Source organism: Streptomyces omiyaensis (assembly GCF_014650895.1).
GTDB lineage: Bacteria > Actinomycetota > Actinomycetes > Streptomycetales > Streptomycetaceae > Streptomyces > Streptomyces omiyaensis.
Window position 1 is genome coordinate 1 of record NZ_BMVV01000051.1, and the last position, 19879, is coordinate 19879.

The 19879-nt window shown below is 67.9% G+C and carries 9 protein-coding genes and 2 pseudogenes; 8 read left to right on the forward strand and 3 right to left on the reverse strand.

The features are described 5' to 3' along the window. Positions 1–342: pseudogene (locus IE287_RS38965) on the forward strand (transposase); the annotation flags it as partial. 4 nt (positions 343–346) lie between these two features. Here the strand turns inward: IE287_RS38965 and IE287_RS37090 are convergent. Next, positions 347–499 (reverse strand): hypothetical protein, encoded by a 153-nt coding sequence (locus tag IE287_RS37090; RefSeq protein WP_229883988.1) that lies wholly within the window; start codon positions 497–499, stop codon positions 347–349. Positions 500–662: 163 nt separating this feature from the next. Here IE287_RS37090 and IE287_RS37095 point away from each other — a divergent pair, with 163 nt between their 5' ends. The 3 genes from IE287_RS37095 (at position 663) to IE287_RS37105 (ending at position 3481) form a co-directional block, all read left to right on the forward strand. Beyond that, positions 663–1196 carry a hypothetical protein gene (locus tag IE287_RS37095; RefSeq protein WP_373307984.1) on the forward strand — a complete coding sequence of 178 codons (534 nt, stop codon included), beginning with the start codon at positions 663–665 and terminating at the stop codon, positions 1194–1196. 214 nt (positions 1197–1410) lie between these two features. Continuing rightward, positions 1411–1947 (forward strand): hypothetical protein, encoded by a 537-nt coding sequence (locus IE287_RS37100; RefSeq protein ID WP_189853830.1) that lies wholly within the window; start codon positions 1411–1413, stop codon positions 1945–1947. A gap of 250 nt (positions 1948–2197) precedes the next feature. Next, on the forward strand, positions 2198–3481 hold the full coding sequence (locus IE287_RS37105) for a terminase large subunit domain-containing protein (protein ID WP_229883989.1): 1284 nt from the start codon (positions 2198–2200) through the stop codon (positions 3479–3481). 178 nt (positions 3482–3659) lie between these two features. On the opposite strand, the gene IE287_RS37110 is transcribed toward IE287_RS37105, so the two are convergent. Next, positions 3660–5393 carry an FG-GAP repeat domain-containing protein gene (locus IE287_RS37110; protein WP_189853831.1) on the reverse strand — a complete coding sequence of 578 codons (1734 nt, stop codon included), beginning with the start codon at positions 5391–5393 and terminating at the stop codon, positions 3660–3662. Between the two features lie 143 nt (positions 5394–5536). Continuing rightward, a complete protein-coding gene (locus tag IE287_RS37115) occupies positions 5537–8869 on the reverse strand; it encodes a VCBS repeat-containing protein (RefSeq protein ID WP_189853832.1) in 3333 nt (1110 codons plus the stop codon). 419 nt (positions 8870–9288) lie between these two features. Here IE287_RS37115 and IE287_RS39250 point away from each other — a divergent pair, with 419 nt between their 5' ends. The 4 genes and pseudogenes from IE287_RS39250 to IE287_RS37135 all read left to right on the forward strand — a co-directional run. Then, on the forward strand, positions 9289–15885 hold the full coding sequence (locus IE287_RS39250; protein WP_189853833.1) for an RHS repeat-associated core domain-containing protein: 6597 nt from the start codon (positions 9289–9291) through the stop codon (positions 15883–15885). An 816-nt stretch (positions 15886–16701) separates the two neighbouring features. After that, a complete protein-coding gene (locus IE287_RS37125; protein WP_189853834.1) occupies positions 16702–17253 on the forward strand; it encodes a hypothetical protein in 552 nt (183 codons plus the stop codon). Positions 17254–17293: 40 nt separating this feature from the next. Continuing rightward, entirely contained in the window at positions 17294–19132 is a 1839-nt protein-coding gene (locus IE287_RS37130; protein WP_189853835.1) for a hypothetical protein, read from the forward strand. A gap of 53 nt (positions 19133–19185) precedes the next feature. Next, positions 19186–19879, forward strand: a pseudogene (locus tag IE287_RS37135) (IS5 family transposase); the annotation flags it as partial.

Here is a 19879-nt window from a genome sequence, read left to right on the forward strand (position 1 = left end):
GTGCCCAGACCGGGCCTGGGACGGCCGCGCAAGAAGCCCGCCAGCCTCGCGGCCGACAGGGCCTACAGCAGCGGCCCTGTCCGCGAGTACCTGCGACGGCGGGGCATCCGCCACACGATTCCGGAGAAGAGTGACAGTTAGGCGGCCCGCCTGCGCAAGGGCTCACGCGGTGGACGGCCGCCCGGCTTCGACGAAGAGCGGTACAAGAAGCGCGACACCGTCGAGCGGGCGATCAACCGCCTGAAGCAGTTCCGGGCGGTCGCCGCGCGTTACGACAAGCGCGGTGACGTCTTCCTCGGCACCGCCACCGCGGCGGCCGTCGCGATCTGGCTCCGGATATGAACTCCTACGCGACCCAGCAGTAGACGCTCTGGTTCTGGCGCCGGGCGCTGCTGACGAGGCCAGCCAGATCACTCACAATCGCCTCGGCGATTTCGGTGTCGATGACCTCGCCGTCCTCCGCACGCAGCCGGGTCCACGAGGCGGCGACGTCACGCAACCTGGAGGGCCCAGCGTCCGCAAGACCTGCGGACAGGCGAGACGAACCTGCATCCTGGGCTGTCGGCGCCTCGTGTCACACTCCTTCCCTGATCACGGGGGTATTCGTCTCCCGTGTGCTGAAGGGGACGCGTGTGAACAGGGTGGGGTGGGCTGTCGTCTATATGGCGGCGGTGACGATCGGAGTGGCCGGTTGCGGGGGCGACGGTATCGATCGGGATGTGAACGGGACGTCTGCGGCTCCCTCCGCCCCGGTTTCAGCGAGGCCGGAAGACTCCGGTCCGATCACCAAGGCCAAGATGCGCCTGGTGCTCGACGGCGTCACCAGGGACGTCGGGGCGCCGCCGAGCGATCCGGAAGCGGCCTCGATGCCGGAGTCGTCCAAGTACCCGCTTACTGCGTGTTTCGTCACTTACAAGGGGTTCGACACAGCCGCCTCCACGCTGGACGTGGACCGGACCAATGCCCTGGCGGCCGCATTGACTGGCCGTGGGTGGACAGAGGCCAAGAAGCGCAATGAGCGAAAGGCACCGGACGGCACAGTCGACGTGGTGGGGGCGGTGTTCAAGAAGCGCGGCTGGACCGTGGTCATGGAGTACCGCCTGTTCTCCGACAACCGAACGCTCAGTCTGAACGCCTACGACGATGCCTGCGTCAAGAAGGTCCGGGCGGCCGAGGACGCCACGTCCTCCAACTGACGGAACCGGGCGCGGGCGACGGAGCCCCGCGCCTGCCGTCGCCCGCAGGCAGACGATGTGTTGGTCTCGTTGCTCACCCTCACGCCATGATCGGCCGGACAAGTCCTAGAGGTCACGCCCAGATGGCGATCGGCCAGGAGGTCGAACGAAATTCGGCGAGGTGCGATCATGGGCGCGGGCGCGGCGGCGCACCCGAGCCGTGAAGGACCCCGACGTGGGACGCCCTGACAAGGCCGCGCGTGCGGCCATCGCGCGCCGCCGCTCGGACGCCATCGACCTCCGCCTCGCCGGCGTGGACTGGCTGACGATCGCCCGCAAGCTCGCCGCCGACCCCGCCGTCAACAGCGACGGCATCGCCTACCCGCAGGGTTACGGCATCGAGCGATACCGGAAGAAGCAGGACCCGCCCAGCGACGAGGCCCTGATCCACGCCGCCTGCCGTGATGTCCGCCAGGCCCTCGCCGACCGGCGCGCCGAACTGGCCGACGACGTCGACGAGCTCCGCGCGCTGGAGGAAGACCGGCTCGACCGGCTGTTCTTCGTCGCCTACAAGAAGGCCGTCCGCGACCAGGACCTCGCGGCCATCGACCGAACCCTGCGGATCATGGAGCGCCGCGCCCGGCTCCTCGGCCTCGACATGCCCGTCCGCACCGAGCTGTCAGGCCCGGATGGAGGGCCGGTCCAGGTCGAGAACGCCACGGTGGACGAGCTGGAGAAGCTGATCGCACTCACCGACCCGGACACCGAATGAGGGGCCGGGACACCGCGAGCGTCGTCGCCCGCTACAAGACCCTGCCGTCGGCACAGCGCCGCTCCATAGCCCGGTCCGCCTCCCCGGAGCTCCGCGCCGAGCTCGTTCGCGCCGAACGGCAGCTCGCGATGGACCGCTCCCCGGGGGCGCTCGCCGCCGTGCTCACCGGCGGCCGCGAGATGCAGGCCCCTCATCTCGACCTGATCGACCAGGCGTTCATCGACATGGCCGAGGCCGGTGCGACCGCGTCATGCTCACCATGCCCCCGCGGCACGGCAAGAGCCGACGCGCCTCCCACTGGGCCCCGCTGTGGTACCTCCGGCGCAACCCCAGCCACCGCCTGATGATCGCCAGCTACTCAGCCGACCTCGCCGACGACCACGGCCGATGGATCCGAGACGCCATCCTCACCTGGGGCGACGACCTAGACCTCCAGCTCAAGCCCGGCAGCCAGGCCGCCAACCGCTTCGACATCGTCGGAGGCGAAGGCGGACTCCTCGCAGCCGGCCTCGTCGGCGGCCTGACCGGACGCGGCGCACACATCGCCATCGTCGACGACCCGGTCAAGGACATGGCGGACGCCGACTCCCCGACCATGCGAAGGCGCGCCTGGGACTGGTGGACCTCCGTCATCCAGACCCGACTCGAACCCACCGGCGCCATCTGCCTGATCCAGACCCGCTGGCACGAAGACGACCTCGCCGGACGCATCCTCGCCACCGAACGCGACGCCTGGCGCGTCATCGACCTCCCCGCCATCGCCGACAGCCCGGACGACCCCCTCGGCCGCGCACCCGGGAAAGCCCTGTGGCCCGAACGCTTCGACGCCGCCCACCACGCCAAGACCCGCAAACGCGTCGGCGAACGCGTCTGGGGCGCCCTCTACATGCAGAAGCCCCGCCCGCCCGAGGGCGGAGTCTGGCAGCGCGACTGGATCGACAACGCCCGCATCAACGCCGTCCAGTTCTCCGGCCTCGACATGGCCCGCATCATCGTCGCCGTCGACCCCGCCGGCGGCGAGAGCACCATCGGCGACGAGACCGGCATCGTCGGCGTCGCCCGCGACTTCGACCGGCAGCTGTACGTCCTCGCCGACCGGTCGGGCTCGATGGGTGCCAACGACTGGGGCCTGACCGCCTGCCGCCTTGCCCTGGAGCTCAAGGCCGACGCCATCGTGGTGGAGAAGAACTACGGCGGAGACATGGCGAAACAGGTGGTCACCCAGGCGTGGGAGCAGCTGCGCAGGGACGGCGTCACCAAGGGCCTGCTCATGCCGATGATCCTGGAGGTCACCGCGAAGGTCGGAAAGCGCCTTCGCGCGGCACCCGTGGCCCAGCTGTACGAGCAGCAGCTCGTCCACCACGTCGGCGAGTACACCGAGCTGGAAGACCAGATGGTCACCTGGGTCGAAGGCATGGACAGCCCCGACCGCATGGACGCCGCCGTGCATGGCCTCACCGAACTGGCCGACCCCGACCAACTCGACACCCTTCCCCCCGGCTCCGACGACGACCGCTTTGACGGACGACGGTGACCATGTGGAAGCCATACGTCATGGTTTGGCTGCGTGCCATCTTCTGTAGCCAACCTGACCGAGCGAACTGAGGTACTTCTCAATGTGCGTGCTAGAAAAGTAGCGAGCCGGGTGGGCCGGACCCCTCAGCCTCTGTTCAGGTGCTGGGGCCCGGCCGCTGTCGTTTGCAGGGTCCCGGTCAGAACAGGTGGTTGTAGGTGTTCCAGCCGCCGCCGATCCGGGTCCGTCCGGTGAACGTGCCGGTCGCCTTGCCGGTGCCCTTGTACAGCCACAGGACGCCGGAGCGGTCGCGGGCGACCGCGTCGGCCCTGCCGTCGTCGGTGAGGTCGCCGGTGACCACGAGCTGGTCGTAGCCCTGCCAGCCGCCGCCGATCTGGGTGCGGGCGGTGTACGGGCGGGTGGCGTCGCCGGTGCCCTGGTACAGCCACAGCACCCCGGCCCGGTCGCGCGCCAGCAGGTCGGTGCGCCCGTCGCCGGTCAGGTCGGCGCCGCCGGCGAGCCGGTCGTACGCGCCCCAGCCGCCGCCGACCTTCACCCGCGCCGTGAACCGCGCGCCGGTGAAGCTGCCGGTGCCCTTGTACAGCCACAGGACCCCGGCCTTGTCGCGGGCGAGGAGGTCGGCGTACCCGTCGCGGTCGAGGTCCCCGGCGCCGTCGATGCGGTCGTAGACGTTCCAGCCGCCACCGACCTTGACGCGGGCCGCGAAGGGCTTTTCGCGGACGAGCTGGCGGTCGTAGTACCAGAGGGTGCCGGACGCGTCACGGGCGACGACGTCACCGAGGCCGCGCGTGCGGGCGGAGGGCTTCTGGTCGGCCCAGTAGTAGTTGCCCTGCTTGAGCGGGGAGAGCGAGGTGAGGGCGGTGTAGGTCTGCCAGCCCGAGCCGATCTTGTACGGGCCGGACAGGGGCGCCGTCGCCGAGCGGGTGCCGCTGTAGTCGACCAGCGTGCCGGCGGTGTTGCGGGCGATCAGGCCGTGGGAGGGAAGGATGGTGCGGCCCTGGACGGCGAAGGGCGCGCTGGCCAGCTTGACGTCGGACTCGTCCCAGTAGCCGAGGTCGTAGATGTCGTAGCGGGTGAGGGCGTGGAGCTTCTGGGCGTACTGCCCCGCGGTGCCGGTCAGCGCGTAGCCGATGACGTGGTCACCGGGCTCCAGCTCGCAGGCCAGGTTGGGCACGTCGTCGGGCAGGGTCTCGTAGCGGATCTCGCAGGTGGCGCCCGGGCCGGTGATGATGTCACTGATGCGGACGGCCAGGTCGGCGTAGAGCTGGCCGTCGGCCCGGCCGAAGCGGAGCGTCAGCCGTCCGGCGTCGTTGGCGTGGACGCGCAGCTGCTGGCGGACGGTGCCGCCGTCGGGGACGGCCGGGGTGTCGAAGGCGATCGTGTTCAGCAGGGCGTGCGCGCGGGACTTCACGGTGACCTTGCCGGTACCACGGCGCCCGTCCGCGGGGAGGCTGCCGGCGCTGCGGGCCTCCTTCACGGCCGTCGCGAGGTCGCCGCCGGCCGGTATGTAGGTGAAGCCCCAGTACAGGGTGGTGTCGACGGCGTCCGCGGGAACGGTGGTGTCGGGCTTTATGTACGGCGCCTCTTGGCAGACGAGCACGCCGGTGTACCCGGGGGCCAGGTCGCATTGGTTGGGGTTGAGCCGGTACCCCGCCGGGAGGCCCGCCCCGGCGCCTGACGGGTCGGTCATCGGCTTGGTGCCGACGGCGATGACGACCTTCCCGGCGACGGTCGTGCCCGCCTCGACGGCCGGATAGAACCGCGGCAGCGAACGCGGCGCCGCCACCACGTCGTACCCCGACAGCTTCAGCTCGTCCGCCGCGCTGGCGGTGGGCGGGACGAGCAGGGTCGCTGCGGTGAGGAGGCCGGCGGCTGCGGAGAGTGTGGTGGTACGGCGACTGAGATGTTTCATGTGGTGACTCGCAAAGTGCGTGAATGGCCATGAGTCGGAATATTCCGGATGGCGATGCTGGGTGGTCGTGGAGCGGATGGACGGCAGGCGTGCCACGCCTCGGGGAGGAGTGGCACGCCTGGTCCGTCAAGGTTGGCGTCCGGTTAGAAGATGCCGCGGATGGTAGTGGCCCATCCGGCGGTTCCCGCAAGGCGGGGTGCGCCGTGGGCGGTCTTGCCGCCGGGGTAGACGAGCAGGCATCCGGTGGGGCACAGGATGCTCTTCGCGGTGCCTGCGGCATCGATGTAGTCGACCGGGGTGCCCGGGTCGGCAGGGGTGGTGGCCCAGATGTCGCCGGCTTCCTGACCGGTGGTCGGAATGAACCGCTTGAAGTTGTACGTGACAGCCTCGTTGCCAGGGCCGGGCGGAAGCTCGGGCGACGGCTCGACAGTCTTCGTGTCGTTGACCAGGGTCCCCTGGGTGTTGCCCGGAGAGGTCAGGTAGGGGCGCCGGCTCCAGCCGCCGTTGCCGTAGACGGTGCGGGGGAGAAACTTGTAGTCGCTGCCGGGGCAGGAGACGGCGTCGTTGACGCAACCGGGGTAGAGGTAGAGCTTGCCGTCGCTGGGGTCGCGAGCGACGAGGTCGGCGTACGAGTCACCGGTGACGTCGCTGACGGCGAGGTTGGTGAGGTCACGCCAACCGCCAGTGCCCAGAATGACAGGGCTGCCCCAGTTGAATGTGGCGCTCGTCTGGTCTGCGCCGCCTCCTCCGACCCGGATGCCGCTATAGAGGAGCAGACGGCCGCTGTAGCACCCGCCGGCGCCGTCGTAGATGCACTCGACGGTGATGAGGTCGTTGCCGGGCTTTCCGTCGATGTCGCCGGGAAGGAGGATCTGGAGCAGGCCACCCCAGTCTGTGACCTGCGCCGGGTCCGCAGTCGAGCTTTGGCTGGGGTGGGGAAGTTCCGCGCGGGTGTAGACCCAGGGGGAGCCCACGCCGTTGCCGGGGTAGAAGTAGAGCTTGTTGTCGGGCAGCCGGACGAGGAAGTCTTCGTAGCCGTCGGGGGCCGCGTCGCGGGACGACATGCCCTTGAAGTCACCGCGGTGGGCGATGAGTGCCCCGGTCCAACCTCCGAAGCCGACGAGCTGGCGGGCTGCCGGGGTGCTGAGGTTGCCGTTGCCGCCGTAGAACCAGAGCTTGCCCTCGGCATCGTTGGCGACGAAGTCGGCGAAGCCGTCACCGTTGAGGTCACCGGGACGATCATGCTTGGCAGTTTCGATCGAGGGGTCGGAGTTCTCCTTCTCGTACACGAACACCGGAGGCGTCGTGGTGAGGGAGACCTGGTCGTCACCGTCGGCGAGTACAGAGCGGTTGCCGTACTTGTCGTAGGCGACGACGTTGATCTTGCTGACCGGGTGCGCGAACGGCGTGATTCTCACCGTGGCGGTGTGCAGAGCGTCCGTCCCGGCGTCGACCCAGTTGCCGTTGGGGCAGCGGGGGCTTGAGGCCGAGGACAGGGGGCGGTCCATCGCCCAGCAGTAACCGTCGACGTCACTCACCGGGTTGGTGAACTTGAAGTCCCGGGCGACACGGGCCGCGTACTTGTCGGTGGCCTCGCCGGCCTTGGTGCCGTCCATGTCGTAGACGGTCACGGGCTTGTCGGGACCGATCCGGTCGACGGAGAAGGAGCAGGCAGCGGTGGTGGCGCTGGTCGTGTTCTCGCCGTCCTTGGCGTACACGGTCCACGTGTACGAGCCGTTGGGCAGCTTCGAGGCCGGCACGAGCACATCGACTTCACCGGAACCGCTGAGGCCTGCGCTGTTGGGCGAGAAGGCGACAGAGGTACCACTGGAGTTCTTGACCTGGAAGTAGGCGCTGAGTCCTCCACCGTCCGGGTCCTTGATCTTCGCGGTCAGGGTGACGCCTGTGTTGCCGACACGCCCGCCGCAGGCCAGCGGGACGTTGCCGTCCCCGGACTCGACGTAGTAGCCCTCGTAGGCTGCCTTGCTGGTGACGACGGGCTCGTAGTTGTAGTTGACCGCGAGGACCGGGTTGTTCTTGAACCGCTTGTAGGCCTTGGTGTTGCCCAGGTAGCTGTCCGGCGCCTTCAGACCGAAGGTGGCGGCGCCCCAGCCGTTGTCGGCGGCCTTCTGGACGAACGCCGTCAGCGCGGCACTGGCGAACTCGTGCCCGACGTTTCCGGGGCAGTAGGTGTCGTTGCCGCCGAAGAAGGAGTCGGAGTCGAGCCTGCTGCCCCAGGACTGAGAGTTCCAGGTCGGGGTGGTGGTGATGTCGCCGGCGGACCACAGCTCGGTCGGGCCGACGGACGTGTCACAGACGTAGGAGTGGGTCTGCACTACCGCGAACTCGGCGCTGTTGATGGTCGCGCCGGCGAGGCCGGTGGTGTTCATGGCGAAGAACGACGCGGTGTTGCCAGTCCCGTTGTAGCCGACCCGGGGCTCGTCGGCGGGGTTGGAGGAGTTCCAGCCCGAGCCGTTGGGGTAGTCGGCGGTGGGCGTGGCCGAGTACACCACCGCCCACTTCTCCCGGGTACCGCCACTGAACGGCGGATCGATGACCAGCGGGAACTGGTCGGCGGAGGTCAACAGCTCGGCGTCGGGCGTCAGGGTCAGCGTGCCGCCGCTGATGTCCACGTCCACGGGTGCGCTGTCGGGCTGCACCGGGGCGGCGGCAGCGGAACGCGCCAGCGTCCGCGAAGCGGTAGCGGAGGTCTCCTCGGCCGGGACCGCGGGCTGCTCCCACATCTTGGGGCTGGGGGCGCTGAAGACAGTCTCGCCGCTGGCGTCCTTGGCCACCAGTTTGCCGTCGGCGGCCTCGGTCAGCGTGACACCGTCGGTCACCAGGCCGAGTTCGATGTTCTTCAGGGCCGGGTTGGCAGCGGCTTCGGGCGTGTGGATGACCAGGTGCTGGGCGAAGCCGTCCACCTCGGCGATGAGCTTGAGGTCGACACCCGGCAGGACCGAGGGGTACGTGGCGGTGTCGCCGTCCAGCACCGGCTCGGGGAGCGCGGTGGGCCAGGTCAGGGCGAGCTTCTTGCCCTTCTTGACCATCGTCGCGAGCGGCTGGTCACCGCCACCGGAGAAGTTGATCTGGAAGGTAGGAGCCGCAGGGCCGATTGATCCGTCGGGCTGCCGCGCGAGCGTGGCGTCGGCCAGACGCCACATGCCGTCGTAACGCGTCCACTTCGGGAAGCCGTACGACTGGCGCGTGGTCGAGCCGTCCGGGTTGGCGAAGAACTCGGTGCTCTCCTCCCGACGGTCGAGGATCTCGATGACCTTGCCTGTCCTGGCCGCCTCGTCGAAGGCGACCTCCTCGAACAGCGCGGACGGCGTCGGGGACGCCTCGGCTTCTGCCGCGGTCACGGCCGTCGGCGAGGCGGCGGGCTGGGCGAGGGCCATGGAGGCCGGGAGGGTCACGGTCGCGGCTATCGCCAAAGCCAGTGCTCTGCGCCCGCGCCTGAATCTGGCGGTGCTCATGTAGTGGTGCCTTTCTGGAGGAAGCGGCATTTCCAACGAGCGGAAAACAATTCCTGCTCCTCCTGGGCGGGGACTCTAACCTGCCGGGCAGACATTTACATCAACAGGCCTCCACGGATCGCCAAGGCGGGACACCAAATCTCCACAACAGATCACAACAGGAATGGCATGTTCCGGTCATGCGGCACGCTTCAGGTCGAACCGGCTTGCTTCGAGGCGCGGCTTTTGTCTGCAACTGGCTCACAAAATGCCTGGTTGTAGGCTTGGTCGGGCTTGAGTGAGGTCGCCCACGGAATGACCGGTCTAGACCTGACGAACTGGAGTGGAACCTCTCACTTGTGGTTGTCACCGGCCTTGAGCGTCGTGTTGGATGCGCATGATCATCAAATTTTCATGTACTACCGGGGTGGGAATCTTTCATGGTGTTCCGCAGTGGCTTTGCCATGCCCTTTTATAGGCGCAGAAAAAGACAAAAGGGTCTGCCGATGCAGACAGGGATAATCGGGGTCCTCACGGCGGCGTTGAGCGTCTCCGTGCTCACCGCACCGACGTGGGCCGTCCCAGGCGAAAAGCCCGGTGTGCCGACGGTGCCGAAGACCAAGTCCGTCGACGGGACTGACTTCAAGCCCGAAGGGGCGAAGGCCAAGCGCCGTCCGTCCACGCCGTGGAAGGCACCGGACGTCACCTGGCCCACAGCCGCCACCGCCGAGCTCACTCCTCGGTCCGCGACGGGCGAGGCCCGGACAGTGGGCGGTCTGCCTGTCCGCCTGACCACGCCTGCGACCCGCTCCGCGAAGAACGCCGCGGCACCCACCCGCACAGAGGTGTCGGTCAAGGACCGCTCCGCCGCTCGCACGGCCGGCGTCGACGGCCTGCTCCTGACCCTCCGCCCCGCGGACACGAAGGCCGCCTCCATCGGCTCGGTAGAGGTCGAGGTCGACTACGGCACCATCCGCGGCGCCTACGCGGCCGGCTGGGCATCCCGTCTGCGGCTGGTCACGCTGCCCGCGTGCGCGCTGACGACCCCGGACAAGCCCGAGTGCCGCAAGCAGACCCCGCTGGCCACCGAGAACAACACCAGCGACCACACCCTCACCACCACACTCACCAGCTCCGCCCCGGCATCGGCCAAGACCGCCACGGGCGACGCGGCGAAGACCACGGCATCGGCGGCCCCGTCCGCGCTCACCGCCACTACGGCCGGCGTCACCGTCCTGGCTGCCACCGCCGGTGCCAGCGGCAGCGACGGTTCGTTCAAGGCCTCGTCGCTGGCCCCGTCCGGAACGTGGTCGGCAGGCGGGAACTCGGGCGGCTTCGGCTGGAACGTGCCGATCGACGTCCCGAGCGTCCCCGGTGGGCTGACGCCCAAGGTCGACCTGGCCTACAACTCCTCCTCCATCGACGGCCGCACCGCCTCGACGAACAACCAGGCATCCTGGATCGGCGAGGGCTGGGAGTACTCACCCGGCTTCATCGAGCGCCGCTACACATCCTGCGAGAACGACAAGCAGGGCGGCAACAACACCGCCAAGACCGGCGACCTGTGCTGGAAGTCGTACAACGCCACGCTCTCCCTCAACGGCTCCTCCAACGAGCTCGTCTGGGACGGGAGCAAGAGGACCTGGAAGCTCGAGAGCGACGACGGCTCCCGCATCGAGCGGATCTACGACACTCCCTCGAACAACTCCGGTGACGAGGACTCCGAGTACTGGCGCGTCACCACCCTCGACGGCACCCAGTACTGGTTCGGCAAGAACCGCCTCCCCGGCTGGGTGGACGGCAAGACCGAGACCAACTCCGTCTTCACCGTCCCCGTCTACGGCAACCACGTCGGCGAGCAGGGATACGCCACCGACTACGTCTCCTCCGTCGAGCAGCAGGCCTGGCGGTGGAACCTCGACTACGTCGTGGACCCCCACGGCAACGCCATGGCCCTCTACTACACCAAGGAGCAGGGCTACTACGCGCAGAACGGCAAGATCGACGACCCGCAGTCGTACACCCGCGGCGGTTACCTCAACCGCATCGACTATGGTCTGCGCGCCGGCGCCGTCTACACCACCACCAACCCGGCCGGCCGCGTCACCTTCACCACCGCATCGCGCTGCAAGGCGACGGACTGCGCCTTCACCGAGGCCAACGCGGCCAGCTGGCCCGACACCCCCGTCGACCTGAACTGCACCTCCGGCACCCAGTGCCTGCAGGCATCCCCGTCGTTCTGGTCCAAGCAGCGGCTGACCTCCATCAGCACCCTCGCCCTGGTCGGCACCACCATGGCGGCCGTCGACACCTGGACCCTCGACCAGTCGTTCCCCGCGACCGGCGACATCTCCACCCCGGCCATGTGGCTCGACTCCGTCCAGCGCACCGCCAAGGCAGGCTCCGCCACCGACATCGCGCTGAACAAGGTGGTCTTCGAGGGCGAACTCATGCCCAACCGGGTGGACGCCGTGGAAGGCCGGCCTCCGCTCAACCGCAAGCGCATCACCAAGATCACCAACGAGACCGGTGGCCAGACCCTCGTCAGCTACTACGCCTCGAACTGCACACCGACCAACCTGCCCGCGCCCGATGCCAACACCCTGCGCTGCTACCCGGCCTGGTGGACCCCGGACGGCGCCATAGAGCCGGTCAAGGACTGGTTCAACAAGTACCTCGTCAGCCGCATCGACGAGACCGACACCACCGGCGGCAGCGGATCGCAGACCAAGACCACCTCGTACACGTACCACAACGGTGCCGCCTGGCGACGTGACACCAGCGAGTTCACCCTCGACAAGCACCGCACCTGGAACGTCTTCCGCGGCTACAACACCGTCCGCACCTACAGCGGCGGCGACACCAACCGCGTGAAGACCTCCAAGACCTACTACCGCGGCATGGCAGGCGACACCCTCGCCGACGGCAGCCCCCGCACGGTCGACACCATCAACGGCATCACCGACCGCGAAGACTTCGCAGGCCGCGTGTCCGGGACCTACGTCTACGACAACGAGGGCGCCGACGGCAAGATCGTCGCCCGGACCTACTACACCCCCTGGCAGTCCCCGACGACAGCCACCCAGCCCGTCGAAGGCATCACCGACCCCGACAAGCCCACCACCCCCGCCCCCACCCTCCCGGCCAAGACGGCACGCCTGTCCGGCACCGCGACCGAGAAGAGCGGCACCCTCCTCGACGACGGCACCACCTGGCGCACCCTCACCAGCACGCGCGCCTACGACACCACCTACGGCCTCCTGACCAAGGAGACCGACGACGGCGCCGGCACCACCGAAGCCCGCTGCACCCTCACCGACTACGTCACCCCCGACACCACCAACTGGCTCATCTCCTACCCCAGCCAAGTCACCACCGCGGACAACACCGCCTGCCTGAGTGGTCCGGGCGAGATCACCAGCAGCGCCCGCACCTACTACGACGGCAATGCCCTCGGCGCCGCCCCGGACGCGGGCAAGGTAAACGTCACCAAGACCGATCAGCTCGCCCGTCACGAGAGCGACAACACGCCCGTGTGGGAGACCCTCTCCCAGGCCACCCACGACCAGTACGGACGTGTCCTCGTCGCCAAGGGCCAGGACGCTCAGCCCATCACCACCACCTACACCCCTGCCACCGGCGCCCAGCCCACCACGGTGAAGACCGCCAACGTCAAGGGACACGAGTCCTCCACGACGTTCGACGGCATACGGGGTCTTGCGCTGAGCACGACGGACGCAAATGGCCGAACGGCCAGCAGCGAGTATGACGCGCTTGGCCGTCTGACCAAGGGATGGAGCACCGGCCGGGCCAAGACCCTTCAGCCCAACGCCACCTTCACCTACAACCTCTCCGCCACCGTCCCCTCCACCGTCATCACCAAGAAGCTTTACGAAGACGGCCTGTGGGGAACCAGCGTCTCCTACTACGACTCCCTGCTGCGCGCACGCCAGACCCAGTCCGACTCCCTCGGCGTCAACGGCCGTGTCATCAGCGACACCTATTACGACACCCATGGCCGCGCGTATCTCACAAACGCCCCGTACTACAACAGCAGCGCCGTCTCGACGACCGCGATGTTCGTCGTCCTGCCGAACCAGGTTCCCCAGGCGGTCGAGACGAAGTACGACGGGCGTGGTCGCGTCACCGACGTCATCCAGCTGTCGCTGAACGCCGAGCAGTGGAGGACCACGAACACCTACGGTGACTACTGGTCGGCCAGCGTCCCGCCCACCGCCGGAACTGCCACCCTGAGCATCGCCGACGTACGTGGCCGCACCATCGAAGAACGCCAGTACAAGGACCGCAACCCCCTCCCGGGCGCCGCGACCACCCAGTACGAGAAGACCACCCGCACCTACAACTCCGCGGGCCTCCTCGCCTCGCTCACCGACTCCTCGGGACGCAACACCTGGCGCTACACCTACGACCTGCGCGGCCGCCAGGTGACGGCGACGGACCCGGACAAGGGCCAGAACACCACCCACTACGACACCAACGGACGCGCTGACACCACCACCGACTCGCGCGGCACCCTGGCCACCACATACGACGAACTCGGCCGCAAGACCACCCTGCGCACCGGCTCCGTCACCGGAACCAAGCTCGCAGAGTGGACCTACGACACCGCCACCGGCGGCATGGGCATGCCCCACAAGTCGATCCGCTACGACACCGGCAACGCGAACGCCGCCTACACCACCGAAATCACCGGCTACAGCACCACCGGCCGCCCCGTGGGCACGAAGGTGACGGTCCCGAGCGTGACGGGCGAGGAACTCCTCGCCGGAACGTACACCGTGGCCTCCACCGCGACACCGGTCAGCGGTCTCCCGCTCACGGCCTCCTACAGCACCACCAACACCAACGCCACGACCGCCCTGCCCGCCGAGACGGTCACCAACCACTACGGCTCGAACGACACCCTCGCCATCGTCGACAGCTCACTCGACCACGCCTACCTGCGCGGCGCCGGCTACACCCCCTTCGGTGAACTCGCCCAGGCCCAGCTCGGCAACCTCGGCAAGCTGGTCACCCAGACCCTCACCTACGACAACGCCACCCGACGCCTGGTCAAGAACCAGATCAACCGCGAGGCCACCGGCCCCGCCACCCTGTCCAACATCACCTACGGCTACGACCCGGCCGGCAACATCACCTCCATCCGCGATGCCCAGAACGACGGCACCGTCACAGACGACCAGTGCTTCACCTACGACTGGGCCCGCCGCCTCACCGACGCCTGGTCCTCCGGCGACGCCTGCACCACCAAGTCAGTCAACGGCACTGGCACCCCCAACCTGGGCACGACCGACCCGTACCGGACTTCCTGGACGTACACCGACACAGGCCAGCGCAAGACCGAGACCCAGTACAAGGCCGGTCCGATCACGGCGAACACCACCCGCACGTACGCCTACCCCACCACCGTGGGAGCGGCCCAGGCTCACGCCGTCACCTCGGTGACCGCCGCAGGCGGTGCGACTGGAACCGACGCCTACGCCTACGACTCGACCGGCAACCTCATCAAGAAGACCCCGGCCGGCGGCGCGGTACAGGACCTGACCTGGAACGAAGAGGGCAAGCTCAAGACCTCCACGATCTCCAGCCAGATCACGTCGTTCCTCTACGACGCCGAAGGCACCCGCATCATCAAGCGAGACCCCGCCAAGACAACCCTCTACCTCCCCGGCGGCCAGGAACTCGAACTCACCCGCAAGGCCGGAACCACCCCCGCCGCCATCTCCAACGGCACCCGCTACTACAGCGTGCCCGGTGGCTCGGCCATCCGGACCAGCAAGGACAACCGAGTTGGCCTTCTGGTCTCCGACCACCACAACACCAACACCCTCTCCATCTCCGCCAGCAGCCTCGCGACCAACCGCCGCAAGACCATGCCGTTCGGCGGACAGCGTGGAGCCGCTCCGTACTTCTGGGTCGGCACCAAGGGCTTCGTCGGTGGCGACATCGACACCACCACCAACCTCACGCACGTCGGTGCCCGCGAATATGACACGACTCTCGGCCAATTCATCAGCGTCGATCCCCTCCTGGAAATCGACAAACCGCAAACTCTGAACAGCTACGGTTACGCCGGTAACAACCCTGTTACCTTCTCTGACCCCACAGGGCTCGGGCCGGATGACGGTACCGGTCATACCGAGCGCCCGGGTAAGAAGTCCGGTGAAGGCACCGGAGTGCCGCGCGGGGGCAGCCCTGCAGTCTGCGTCTCTCTGTGCCTCGCCAGTTCCAACGCCGGGACGAACGATGGTGATGCAGTTAGTGGGAATGGATCCGTTACGGCTAGGACGGGATGCGTTTCACCTCTCCGCTGCGGAGGCCGCGAAGATCGAGATGATCTCCCAGTCGTCGGTCCACGACCCGTGGACCTGCCGTATCTTCCGCAATACGTGGCAAGTCCCGAATATCTTCAGCAGCGCGAGTGCTCTGCCATGCCGAGTCGCATGTGGTGCAATTCGCAGGATGCTGTACTTGGGGGTGGGGATGACGACATTCGTACGGTCGGTCTCAAGTGGCTACTTGGGAAGCTTGAAGGGGCTGAGGTGTATGGAGAGGACAGTCGGGTTGCGCGCCAGGTGATGGCGTCAGACCTGACTTCGGGCCAGCGTCAGGAGATCGCCAAGAGGTATCTTCTGGAAGGTAAGACATCGGGCTCTCTGAAGCCCTACTCCATATCCGGTGGAGATGAAGGTGGGCAGCTTCAAAGGGACTTGCGCTCTTTGGCGGTGGGTGATGCCAATGTGGCAACGGCGGGCCTCGGTTCCTACACGGCCAAGTACAGGTTGCTGAGGGCGAATTCTCGCGGGATTCAGGCTCAGGTAACTATCGCCAACTCCATGACGATCTCATCATTTGCACACTTTGCTCCCGGTTTCGGATATGGGAGCCTTGGTGAACGTGCCCTGCAGAGGTGGGTGGACCATGACGGCGTCGTGGCTACCCGTATGCTCGGCAGTGAAGGGATGATGCGTTCGCATTCAATGAGGATCGTATTCAGGACCGAGATCGAGTTCTAGGTCAGTGCTTTGTGGTGTGAGGGTGGTGGCAGCCACCCTCGCACCATCAAGATGTGAGGGTGAATTGGATTATGTCCTTCTTCGGGACGCCAGGCCGGCTGGTTGCGGGTGTGGCTGCAAGTCTCCTGCTAGCCCTTTCGATTGGAGGGTGCGCGACGCTTGAGGATACTGCTGAAAAATATCCACGCAATGCTATTAAGGATTCAGCGTTCCTTTCTCGAGAGTGGACGCAGGGGGATTCATCGGTCCGTCTGGATAAGGATGGAACGTTCGTGGCGAAGAGGCTTTATGCCGAATATTTCGACTGCCCTCCGAAGGGTCCTGTAGGCCCCAAATCTGGCGAGGGTTCCTGGACTTCCAGGGAGAGTGAGGGTAGTACTGCAGTGTTTCTAGATTTCCGTGATGGTTGCGCGGCAACCTTTTGGCTTGGAGAATTTGAAGGTGCTCATGTGATTTGGACTGATTTTGAAGTCGACGACGCTCTGGTGCGGCTGCACGGATAGTCTTTCAGGCGAACTTGTCGAGTGATGCCTGGGCGGCTGGAGCGGTGATATCGGCGGTGGCGGGAAGAGCGAGAGAAGATTAGGGCGAGAAGGAGTGCGATGGAGGCGTGATGCAGCTGCGCCGGGCTGACTTTCCAGCCTGCGAGTGGAGCGTGGCAGCGAGCATCGTTGCCAGCCTCCTGAGCCAGGGGCGCCACCCGCCGGCAGAGGGCCGCACGACGGCGATCATGACGTCCTCGATGGCGGATGCGTCGCCCGCTTGGCCGGGGTGAGGTTCGAAGTACCGGGGGCGGCAGCGCCCATCTGCCGCCTGATGTACGTCGCCTACGCCAACGCCGCGCTCGCGCTCGAAGGGCTTGGCAAGGCGATGCTCTGCGGCAGCGGAGAGGTGGCTGTTGAACCGAGAAGCCAGGAGTCGCAACGTCCCCAAGAGGAAACGGACAGTCTGATGGGCAACGGCGTTGGTAACCTCGCGATCATGGCATCTCGGGGGAGCCGGTCCGTCACAGCGTGCGGTGTCCTGCTGGCTGCTGTCTGCCTCTCCAGCTGTTCGACGGGAGACAGCGAACCACCCGCCGACCAGCAGCGCGCCGCACACCTCGACCGCCTGCGGGACGCCTACCGACTCGGGCGCAGTGCGGGACTGAAGCTACAGGATCGGAAGATCGCCGACCGCACGCCGCCTGCCGATTCCAGCTGGAGCGAGGAGGCGTGCGTGGCACGGTGGACTCAGCTCGGTGAACGGGAGCAGACCTCGGGGGATAGGGCAGGGTTCCTTGCCGCCTGCTCCTCCTTCCCACAGCCGGGGCTTCCCGGGTACGACGAGGCCGTGGCCGAAGCGCGCGGTACCGGGGTGACGCCGTAACCTGATCACCGGCGCGGGGCCGACTGCCTGGAGGGGCACTGTGGGCCTGCGCGAGCTGATCACCGACGCCTGGAGCTGGCTGGACTACAAGCCGGCCATGGCCGACCCGCGCCGCCCGGGGCGGAACGCCTGGGCGGACCTGATGTCGTCGTGGATTCCCGACGAGGACCTGCGCCGCCTGGCTGCGTACCGGCTGTTGGCCGCGTACGACTCCAATCAGGCCGGGCAGCTCGCCGAGCTGAGCGGAGACGACGACCGCGGGGGAGAGCGGCGGGAGCTGGGCGACGCCTCGAAGATCGTCGACACGGCCCTCGGCTACCTCCTGGGCTCCGAGCAGACCATCAGCGTGCCTGGCGCCGAACATGCTGGCGACGAGCCGTCTCCGGAAGCCGCTGCGGCCCGGGCCGTCCAGGAGCGGCTGCGGGCGTGGGCGGAGAAGGAGCTGCTGCCGCTCCGGGTCCAGCAGGCCGAGCGGAACGCGATCCTCCTCGGGGACGGCGTCTACACCCTGGCGTGGGATCCGGGGAAGGGGCGCGTCCTGCTGCGCACCTGGGACCCGGGCCTGTACTTCCCGGAGTGGCCAGAGGACGGCGAGGACGGCGCCGACTTCCCGACGCGGGTCCACCTGGCGTGGGAGCTGCCCGAGGACAAGCGGCGCGGCCTGAAAACCCGGGTGCGGCGGATCACCTATGAGCTCGCCCCCATCGGCCCGGCCAGCCGACAGGCCATTGCCAAGGGCGGAGGAGCGGTCCGCGAGTTCCTGTACGACGAGGACGGGGCGCCCGTCCTCGTCGCCGGCGACCAGCTCGACGCGGACGGCAGCACCATCACCCGCACCTACCCGTGGGCACCGGACCGGCCCAGCCCGTGGACCTGCTACCTCACGGACGCCGAATGGGACCTGGACGACCTCACGCACGCCGACCTCGTACACGACCTGCCGCTGCACAAGGCGACCTTCCGCGTCCGCTCCGACGGCGAAGTCCTTGACCGGCTCGACCTGCGCTGCGACTTCATCCCGCTGATCCACATCACCAACTCGATCCCTAACAGCGGCGAGCACTGGGGCAAGCCGACCATCGCCACCGTCCTCCAGGGCCTCGACGAGCTGTCCGACACCGACACCGACAGCTCCGGCGCCTCGGCGACGACCGGCTCCCCGATCATCGGCCTGTCCGGCGCCCGCCTGCCCATCGACCGGGCCACCGGGCAGCCGCTGCCGGTGAAGGTCCGGGCCGGAACGGTGTGGCAGCTCAACGACAACGGCAGCATGGACGTCCTCGACACCTCCGCCCAGCTCGCCGAACTCCGCGCCCGCGTCGACCACCTCATCGACCGCGTCGCCGCGAACTCCCGCCTTACCGCCGCCGGCCTCGGCACCCTCGACCCCACCGCACTGCCCTCCGGCTACGCCCTCCAGCTAGCCCTCGGCCCCTTGGACTCGCTGGTCGCCGCCATGCGCCTGGCCCGCAACCACAAGTACGCCGTCCTCCTGCGCATGGTCCAACGGCTCCACCAGGCCGGGCACGCCGAGGGATGGCCCGCGGGCGAGTCCGTGCCCGCCCGCCTGATGTGGGGGCCGCACACGCCCACCGACCGGGCCGCCGTCCTGGACGAGGTGGTCAAGGGCGTCGGCGCCGGAGTCCTCTCAGTGGAGACCGACGTCAAGATGCTCATCGACGCGGGCTACCCCATCGGCAACGCCCAGGACGAGATCGTGCGGATCCAGTCCCGGGCCTTCGAAGCTGCCGTCCGCCTGGCCGACGCCACCGGCGACAACACGGCCGTACGGGGCTACCTCGGCCTGCCGGCCGCTGGTGCGGAGATCCCGAGCATTCGCCTTGATGGACGTGAGGTCGAGGGTGGTCAGAGGACCTAGGAGCTGTCCGGCCGATCATGTGACTGTCGCCTGGTCGGATCGTTGTCCTATGTATGGGGCGGGGTGATCTGAGTGATGCCGAGTGGGAACGGCTTCGGCCGTTCCTGCCGGTCGGCAACGGGCGTTGTGGCAGGTGGCGGGATCACCGGCAGGTGATCGACGGGATTCTGCACCGGGTGCGGACCGGAGTGCAGTGGCGGGATCTGCCCGAACGGTTCGGTCCGTGGAAGACCGTCTACGAGCGCCATCGCCTGTGGTCGGCCGACGGCACGTGGGAACGTCTGCTTCAGCAGGTCCAGGCCGCGGCCGACGCCGCAGGCGAGATCGACTGGGACGTCTCGGTCGACTCCACTATCGTCCGTGCGCATCAGCATGCGGCCGGCGCCCGCACCGATCCGCCGCCGGCCCCGGGATCAAAGGGGGCCGCAGGGGTGGAACACCAGGCCGAGACGCCGTGGCAGAGCCTGATCGCCCGCCTGGTGGAGGTGGTGCGGGAGGTGAGGGCCCGGGCCGCTCGCGGGGCGGGTTCACCAGCAAGCTCCACCTGAGCGCGGACGGTCGCTGCCGCCCGCTGTCCCTGGTCGTCACTCCAGGTCAGCGGGCGGACTGCACCCAGTTCACGCCGGTCCTGGAGAAGATCCGGGTGCCCAGACCGGGCCTGGGACGGCCGCGCAAGAAGCCCGCCAGCCTCGCGGCCGACAGGGCCTACAGCAGCGGCCCTGTCCGCGAGTACCTGCGACGGCGGGG